The 6,428-nt window shown below is 45.4% G+C and carries 7 protein-coding genes; 5 read left to right on the top strand and 2 right to left on the bottom strand.

The features are described 5' to 3' along the window. On the top strand, nt 1–1,292 hold a 1,292-nt coding region (locus SYN9616_RS15905; protein ID WP_037991078.1), incomplete at its 5' end, for an iron uptake porin. Between the two features lie 122 nt (nt 1,293–1,414). Here SYN9616_RS15905 and SYN9616_RS0113640 read toward each other — a convergent pair. Together SYN9616_RS0113640 and SYN9616_RS16715 are read right to left on the bottom strand one after the other, a co-directional pair. Beyond that, nucleotides 1,415–1,645, bottom strand: a complete 231-nt coding sequence (locus tag SYN9616_RS0113640) for a hypothetical protein (protein WP_028953591.1) — start codon at nt 1,643–1,645, stop codon at nt 1,415–1,417. A gap of 88 nt (nt 1,646–1,733) precedes the next feature. Continuing rightward, the gene (locus tag SYN9616_RS16715) at nt 1,734–2,399 is read right to left on the bottom strand and encodes a Fe2+-dependent dioxygenase (RefSeq protein WP_071991484.1); all 666 of its coding nucleotides are present in this window, start codon (nt 2,397–2,399) and stop codon (nt 1,734–1,736) included. Between the two features lie 126 nt (nt 2,400–2,525). On the opposite strand from SYN9616_RS16715, the gene SYN9616_RS0113635 reads away from it, so the two are divergent. The 4 genes from SYN9616_RS0113635 to SYN9616_RS16710 all read left to right on the top strand — a co-directional run bounded on the left by SYN9616_RS0113635 (nt 2,526) and on the right by SYN9616_RS16710 (nt 6,257). Next, entirely contained in the window at nt 2,526–3,539 is a 1,014-nt protein-coding gene (locus SYN9616_RS0113635) for an extracellular solute-binding protein (protein ID WP_028953590.1), read from the top strand. A 252-nt stretch (nt 3,540–3,791) separates the two neighbouring features. Further along, nucleotides 3,792–4,304, top strand: a complete 513-nt coding sequence (locus SYN9616_RS0113630; protein ID WP_232200762.1) for a ferritin — start codon at nt 3,792–3,794, stop codon at nt 4,302–4,304. A 217-nt stretch (nt 4,305–4,521) separates the two neighbouring features. After that, nucleotides 4,522–5,271 (top strand): phycobilisome rod-core linker polypeptide, encoded by a 750-nt coding sequence (locus SYN9616_RS0113625; protein WP_028953588.1) that lies wholly within the window; start codon nt 4,522–4,524, stop codon nt 5,269–5,271. A gap of 692 nt (nt 5,272–5,963) precedes the next feature. After that, entirely contained in the window at nt 5,964–6,257 is a 294-nt protein-coding gene (locus SYN9616_RS16710) for a 2Fe-2S iron-sulfur cluster-binding protein (RefSeq protein WP_071991483.1), read from the top strand. The last annotated feature ends 171 nt before the right edge of the window (nt 6,258–6,428 follow it).

Genomic DNA, 6,428 nt, shown 5'->3' with positions numbered 1-6,428 from the left:
TCGACCGCATCACTGAGGTCACCGACGAACTGCGTCGCCTGATCAAGGAATTTGAAAGAGAACTCGCCATCATCCGTGGCCGCGTCGATGGCCTTGAGGCCCGCGTCGGTGAACTGGAAGCAACCCAGTTCTCCACCACTACACGCTTGAAAGGACAAGCAGACTTCTTCACAGGTGCGATCCAGTACGCCGATCGCGATGAGTGCAATGACGAAGGCGGAGACTGCAATAGCGATGCCTTCAACTTCTCTTACAGGCTCACACTGAACCTGAACACGTCATTCACTGGAAAAGATCGTCTGTATACCCGTTTGAGAGCGGGCAACATGAGCAACCAGTGGACACAAACTGACTCCTACCTGGCTGACGCCAAGAGTGGTGACAACACCCTGAAGGTTGACAAACTCTGGTATTCCTTCCCGATCGGTTCTGAGTTCAAAGCCACCGTTGGTGCTTTGATTGAGAACTACTACATGATTGAAACGCCAACGCGTTACAAGCCCATCCTGAAAGCCTTCAAGCTTGGTGGCTATGGAGCCGTTCTCGGAGCAAGCACCGGTCAGGGTTTCGGTTTGCAGTGGAGACAAGATGTCGATCCTGGCGAACCTGCTCTGAACATCGCAGCCAACTACGTTGCTGATGGAGGCGATGGCGCCAAGGGTGACTCGAAGGAGGGCTTGTTTGGTGAAAACACCGATGCCTACTTCCTAAGTCAGATCGGTTATGGAAACCGGCAGTGGTACATTGCCGCCTTGTATGCCCTGAAGAACGCCGGGCAAAGAGAAGAATGCCTCACAGATGAAGCCGGTCTAACAAGCTGCAGCAACGTCTCTGGTGCCAAAGCCGCGATGGGTTACTCAACCCCCCGTGCCAAGGATCTTGGTCATCCGTTGAACGCTGTTGGACTGCGTGGTTACTGGTCTCCACAAGACAGCAGTTGGATTCCTTCTATCAGTGCTGGTATTGATTTCGGTTTCGCTGATTCCCAGTTCGACGGCAACTCTGAAGCCGTCAAAGGCTGGATGGTTGGCCTGAACTGGAAAGATGCTTTCATGAAGGGCAACAAGCTTGGGGTTGGCGTCGGCTCCTACTCGAGCTATGCCACATCAGTGAAAGGACAGGGTTGGCCTGACGACGAAAACTTCGCTGTTGAGGCCTACTACGACTTCCGAGTCACAGACAACATCGTGGTGACACCTGCGGTTTTCTGGGTGGATGACGCCTATGGACAGGAGCAGATCGACGGTCAGAACAAATTCGGCGGACTGGTGAAAACCACCTTCAAGTTCTGATCAGCCAAAAGCTGAAACAATCAAAGGGGGAGCATCAATGGTGCTCCCTTTTTTTTTACAAATAAATTGCCATCAAAAACGGCCGCCTATCAAAGCAGCCTTAAGAGCAAAGGGAGCTGAATTTACCAACAGTTCTCGCCTTCACCAATCGGCACGCAAACATCTTCCTGCTCAGCCTTTTTCTCCAAAGCTGCTGCATCAGCATCAGGCATGCTCTTCTCCTCGACACCTTGATCCGTATTCCATTCTTTCAAGCCACCATCACTTTGCGCCTGAACCGATTGGACTGTCCCTGCCGCCACAATCAAAGACGATGCCGCCAGGAACATTGAAACGGGTGATAGTTTTGCCATTATCAAATCAAGCAAAAACCTATTATCAGCTCAACTCAGCAGAGCGCAGGTAGAGATGATCCCTTGCCTAGTAACATATGTAACATGCTTACCCTGATAGCCGCCTAATAGCATTGACATAAGATTGATAAATAAGATCAAGCTCATCAGAACGTCCATGACGCGCTAAAAGAGATCGAGCTGCCGCTTCAAGATTAAACAGCAATAGACGATCTTCACTGGACGGTACATAACTCTCGATCCAGCCAACACAAACCAAACGTGTACCACTCGTCAGTGTTTGAACGCAATGAAGTGCCGTGCTCGGATAGAGAAAAATCTGTCCTGGTGGCAACCGTATATCACAACTTTCTTGAGATAGTTGAATCGACAGCTCACCTCCTTGATAATCACTTAAATCAGACAAAAAGATGGTAAAAGAAAGATCTCTCCTTCCATACTTCGAGAAAGGATTGTCAACATGCCAGCCATAGCCATCGCCTTCCTCACACTTAGAAAACATAATCGAATGAACTCTCTTAACTAGAGAGAAACTCTTAATCAGAGGATTCGCAATCAGCTTTTTGGTGACGAGATCCACTCCAGACACCATTGCTGGCGACTTCGGATCAAGCTGTTTATTCTTTTTGACAGCCGCCGCAAATTCACCAGCCGTCAGGCTGCCGTCACGCCAAAGCGTTGAATCAAAACTCAACGATTCGACAATGGCATCAACATCATGCTGTTCAAGCAAAGGTGTTGATAAGAAATGCATTCCCGCACGCGGTCTCCTGACAGACTAGAGGAGACAGCAGAGCATCATTTGATACAGCCAACTAGCGCAATCGGCACTGCCGCCAATCGCCTCTTGTATACAGTTTAATTATCCATTTTGTCTTCGATGAACAAGGCTCTTTTAAGCACAATTGCAATTGGTGCTTTATGCATTCCTTTTGCAAGTGCCAAAGCCTTCGCAAAAGAGGTTCGAGTTTACTCAGGAAGGCACTACAACACGGACAGGGAGGTTTTCAAAGCCTTTAGTCAATCGACAGGCATCAAAGTGCGGTTGATTGAGGCAACAGGAATTTCGCTTGTTGAACGGCTGAAGCGCGAAGGGGCAAAGTCCCAGGCTGACGTGATCCTGCTGGTTGACGCAGCAAGAATTAATAATGCTGCTAACGCAGGATTATTAGCGCCCATACAGTCCAGCCTTCTCAATAAGGAAGTACCAAAACAATATCGAGATCCTAATAATCGATGGTTTGGCCTAACACGACGCGTGCGCGCGATCATCGTTAATCCAAAAATCGTTGATCCAGGTTCGATCAAAACATATGCTGACTTAGCAAATCCAAAATTCAAAGGCAAGCTCTGCCTGAGAAAGCGCAAAAATGTCTATAACCAATCACTTGTTGCTGATCAAATCGTTCTGAAAGGCAAAAACAAAGCTTCCCAATGGGTCAAGGGAATGGTTGCAAACGTCAGCCAGCCATTCTTCGGAGGAGATACCTCATTAATTCGTGCGGTTGGCCAGGGGAAATGTGGCATTGGAGTCGTCAATCATTACTACCTGGCAAGAATGCAAGCTGGAAAGTCAGGAGCGAAGGATAAGACCCTTGGCAATGCAATCAAATTGATCATGCCAAATCCAGCACACGTCAACATCAGTGCTGCTGGTGTCGCAAAATCAGCAAAAAACAAAAAAGAAGCAATTCAGTTGATTGAATTTTTGGCATCCCCAAAAGGCAGTGCCAAACTGGCAGGTCCAACTTATGAATATCCTATGAGAGGCTATGGATCAGCATCTCAGCTCAAAGCTTTTGGCAAATTCAATCCTGACAATGTATCAATCAGCGCGCTCGGTAAAAATCAAAAACTAGCAATACAGATTATGGCTGCAAATGGCTGGAAGTAAGACATACCTCCCCAAGTAACGCGAATGAGAATGCATATCATTAAAAAATAAACGTCCAGTAACGAAATTGAGAATGCATATCATTAAAAGAGGGGAAAATCGCACGATCTTCCCCTCAAATAGTGGTCTTATCTGTATGGTCAGTGCATGATGTCTTTAAAGGACTGAATGCACATGACTTCAACCTCAAGCCTCAGCAAAAGCAACAGCAGTGTTCTCACAGGTCCCGTTGGGAGAGCTGTTGCCGAAGCCATGGACTCCGAGCTGCTCTCCGCCTTTCAACAGCACCTCAACATGGAGCGGCATGCCCACGCCGCATATTTTGCTTCTGCCATCTGGTTTGCCGAGCGGGAATTGAGAGGTTTCGCCCGCTACTTCAGAGCGGAATCCCAAAGCGAGCATGACCATGCCGCTCAATTTGGCGAATACTTAATCGCAAGAGGTCAAACCGTGGAACTGCATCCCCTGGAGGCCCCCCTGCAAACCTGGGCAACTGCAGAGGAGATCATGAAAACCTCCTTTCTGATGGAAGCTGATATCACCACATCGTTGCATCAGCTCTACGCCCTGGCGGAACGTGCCAGCGATGTTCGCACCACAGTTTTTCTTGATCCAATGATTGAGAAGCAGATTCAGGCTGAAAACGAATTCGCTCATTTGCTGGGAAGAGTTCGTTTTGCAGATAACCAACCCTCAGCAATTCTCATTATTGACAATGAGTTGGACGAAGGGCGCCACCAACCTGCCACGTTGCAGAACAACTAGAGACCAATCAATTTTTGTGATCTAATCCTGATGATCGAAATCGGCCATCAGGATTAGATCTTTACGAAAGGAGCGTGATACCAACGGTAACTGGTAGTAAATAGTGCAAAAAAACGATCAAATAATACAGACAGGCCTGACATTTAACGGCTCGCTTCATTTAGTGCTCAAATCATTTAGCGGTTCCTTTAGGCTCAATTGAACGGTTAATTCGTGCATGCCAAGTCCTTTACCGATACTTGAATACGCACTAACAACTCAAAATTCTCGAGTTCAATCGTACCAAATAGAAAGAGATGAATTCAATCAATCAAACAAAGGCGATGACATTCAAGACATCATAGAAAAGAGCTACAGGCAAGTCTTTTTCCACTCAATGGACTGTGATAGAGAACTATTTCTGGAATCACAGCTACGCAATAAGAGCATCACCGTTAGAGACTTTATAAGAGGATTATTGCTCTCAGAAAGGTTTTACAGCGGATACATACAATGCAATAACAACGAGCGGCTTGCGAAACAGGTCATAGGACGCATTTTAGGGCGCTACTCCTATAACGACGGCGAATTAAGGGCATACTCAATTCAAATAGCAACAAACGGATTTGCATATTTTGTCGACACCTTGCTCAATTCAGAAGAATACATCAACCGATTTGGGGACGACTGCGTCCCCTATCAGATCAAAAGAATATTGCCTGGCAGGGAAGAAGGAACTCTTCCCATCTATCAAGCACTGCCAAGATATGCGGACGACTGGAAACAACGATTAATCAGCAGAATGATGTTAATGTCGATCAATGATCACATAATATACAATCAAAGTAAAACAAAAATTGCAGCATTAATCTATGAAAAGCCTAAAGGAAAGTCATTGATTTTATGGCTAGCAGGACTCACAAGCGTCGGACTTGTATCCTTGTGGTTGATTCTAACGATCACAAACACGATGTTTACAGTTCGCTAATTCAACAATCCTCCAACCGAAATAAGCAGAGGCACCAAAAACAATCAAACTGCCAGCTCTTTCCGCTGGCAAAATGACTAGACGATCGTTGATTCAAATATCATCAACTAAATCGGTTCATTTGAGCAGCATGAATAGAAAAAATTGCTTTCCAAATAAAAAGCCCATCAAATGATGAGATGCATAATTCCTATTCAAAGCAATATAGGATATCTTATTTGGCTCATCTTGTGAGAGCCGCCAATGAAAATCTCAACCCAAAGGCAAGAACGAACCTGAAATGCTCTTAAAATTTGATCATTGCGCAATTCCTAGACTTGATTACATAGCATTTGATATCTCTCATGATTGATTTTGGCGATATAAATAAATGCTCACCTATCGATTTATAGGTCCATCCTTGCTGCCTAAGAGCAACTGCAATCCGCAGTCTCTTTGACCTCCAACCATGCGCAGAACCAAGATATCTGGAAATACGTTGTGTTGGTTGAGTCATAAAATCATCTGTTTTGAAAATCGTATCAGCCAAGTTCTACGGCTCGAGATCATTCAAAACATTTTGGACACTCGATCGAGTCAACGCGTGTAAAAATAGAAACAAACAGGCGTGACAATTACATCGATATCTTAACTAGTCCGACACGAGTTATGAACGGTTCCATCTTAATCTAAAAAAATGAGAGTTCTAATCGATGGCTTACTTTCATGTTCAACTAAATACACCTGATGGTGTTCGTGAATTTGAATGTCCAGACGATGAATATATTCTTGAAGCAGCTGAGAATGCCGGAATTGATATGACTTACTCATGTAGAGCTGGTGCTTGTAGCTCCTGCGCTGCAAAAATCATTGAAGGAACATTAGATCAGAGGGATCAAAGCTTTCTTGATGATCAACAAATTCAATCTGGCTATGCCTTACTTTGTGTAGCTTACGCTACCTCGCAATTGGTCATTCGAACAAATTGTGAAGAGGAGATTTGGTGACAACGTAAAGGCCGAGGCATTTCAGGTTGTCGGAATCCAGAAATCTCTCCACAAAAACTGTCTGGAACGGATTGACCCATAAGCTTGAAGTGCGGCCAAAAGAAACAAAGGCAATAAACCTCAGTGACAAATTACACAGTTGACCAGGTCAAACAAGACAATTACAACATG

Origin of the sequence: Synechococcus sp. CC9616 (genome assembly GCF_000515235.1) — a bacterium.
GTDB lineage: Bacteria > Cyanobacteriota > Cyanobacteriia > PCC-6307 > Cyanobiaceae > Parasynechococcus.
This window is presented reverse-complemented; position numbering and strand designations above follow the sequence as displayed.

Bases quoted from the DNA above. Each gene is read 5' to 3' on its own strand.
- SYN9616_RS0113640 (WP_028953591.1), bottom strand. From the start codon at position 1,645: ATGGCAAAACTATCACCCGTTTCAATGTTCCTGGCGGCATCGTCTTTG.
- SYN9616_RS16715 (WP_071991484.1), bottom strand. From the start codon at position 2,399: ATGCATTTCTTATCAACACCTTTGCTTGAACAGCATGATGTTGATGCC.
- SYN9616_RS0113635 (WP_028953590.1), top strand. From the start codon at position 2,526: ATGAACAAGGCTCTTTTAAGCACAATTGCAATTGGTGCTTTATGCATT.
- SYN9616_RS0113630 (WP_232200762.1), top strand. From the start codon at position 3,792: ATGGACTCCGAGCTGCTCTCCGCCTTTCAACAGCACCTCAACATGGAG.
- SYN9616_RS0113625 (WP_028953588.1), top strand. From the start codon at position 4,522: ATGCCAAGTCCTTTACCGATACTTGAATACGCACTAACAACTCAAAAT.
- SYN9616_RS16710 (WP_071991483.1), top strand. From the start codon at position 5,964: ATGGCTTACTTTCATGTTCAACTAAATACACCTGATGGTGTTCGTGAA.